The organism is Streptomyces sp. WG5, from assembly GCF_049974565.1.
Lineage (GTDB): Bacteria > Actinomycetota > Actinomycetes > Streptomycetales > Streptomycetaceae > Streptomyces.
The window spans coordinates 1-708 of sequence record NZ_JBNGGC010000157.1; the positions used below are offsets into that span (position 1 = coordinate 1).

Consider the following 708-nt stretch of genomic DNA (forward strand, 5'->3'; position numbering starts at 1 on the left):
TGATCCGTTGGCCGCGGGTGGGGGCGTTCCGATCGGGCGTGCGGTGCCGGGTGCGGGTCTGTTCGTGCTGGATGAGCACCTGGCACTTGTTCCGGTGGGTGTGCCGGGTGAGTTGTACGTGTCGGGGCCCGGGTTGGCGCGCGGATATGTGGGGCGGCCGGGTCTGACCGCCGGCCGTTTCGTGGCCAGCCCCTTCGGCGCCAGCGGCGAGCGGATGTATCGCACGGGTGACCTGGTGCGGTGGAACACGGATGGGCAGTTGCAGTACCTGGGGCGTGCCGATGACCAGGTGAAGATCCGCGGCTTCCGTATCGAGCCGGGTGAGGTCCAGGCCGCGTTGGAGGCCGAGCCGGGTGTTTCCCGGGCCGTGGTCGTGGCCCGCCCGCACCACGACGACACCCGCCTCGTCGCCTACGTCGTTCCTTCGTCGGCGGAGGCGGGAGGCACGACCGGCGAGCAGGTCGAGGAGTGGCGTGAGATCTACGACTCGGTGTACGGCGAGGCCGAGTCGGACGTGCTGGGGGAGGGGTTCGAGGGGTGGAACAGCTCGTACTCGGGTGAGCCGATCCCGTTGGCGGAGATGCGGGAATGGCGCCATGCGGTCGTGGAACGCATCCGTCGCTTCGGACCCCGCCGGGTGTTGGAGATCGGTGTCGGTTCCGGGTTGTTGATGGGGCATGTGGCGGCGGGGGTGGAGTCGTACTGGGC

2 pseudogenes are annotated in these 708 nt (G+C 69.5%); both read left to right on the top strand.

Annotated features, from left to right (window positions below):
* Positions 1–43 precede the first annotated feature (43 nt).
* Positions 44–136, top strand: a pseudogene (locus ACP4IX_RS36350) (hypothetical protein); the annotation flags it as partial.
* A 45-nt stretch (positions 137–181) separates the two neighbouring features.
* Positions 182–708: pseudogene (locus tag ACP4IX_RS36355) on the top strand (non-ribosomal peptide synthetase); the annotation flags it as partial.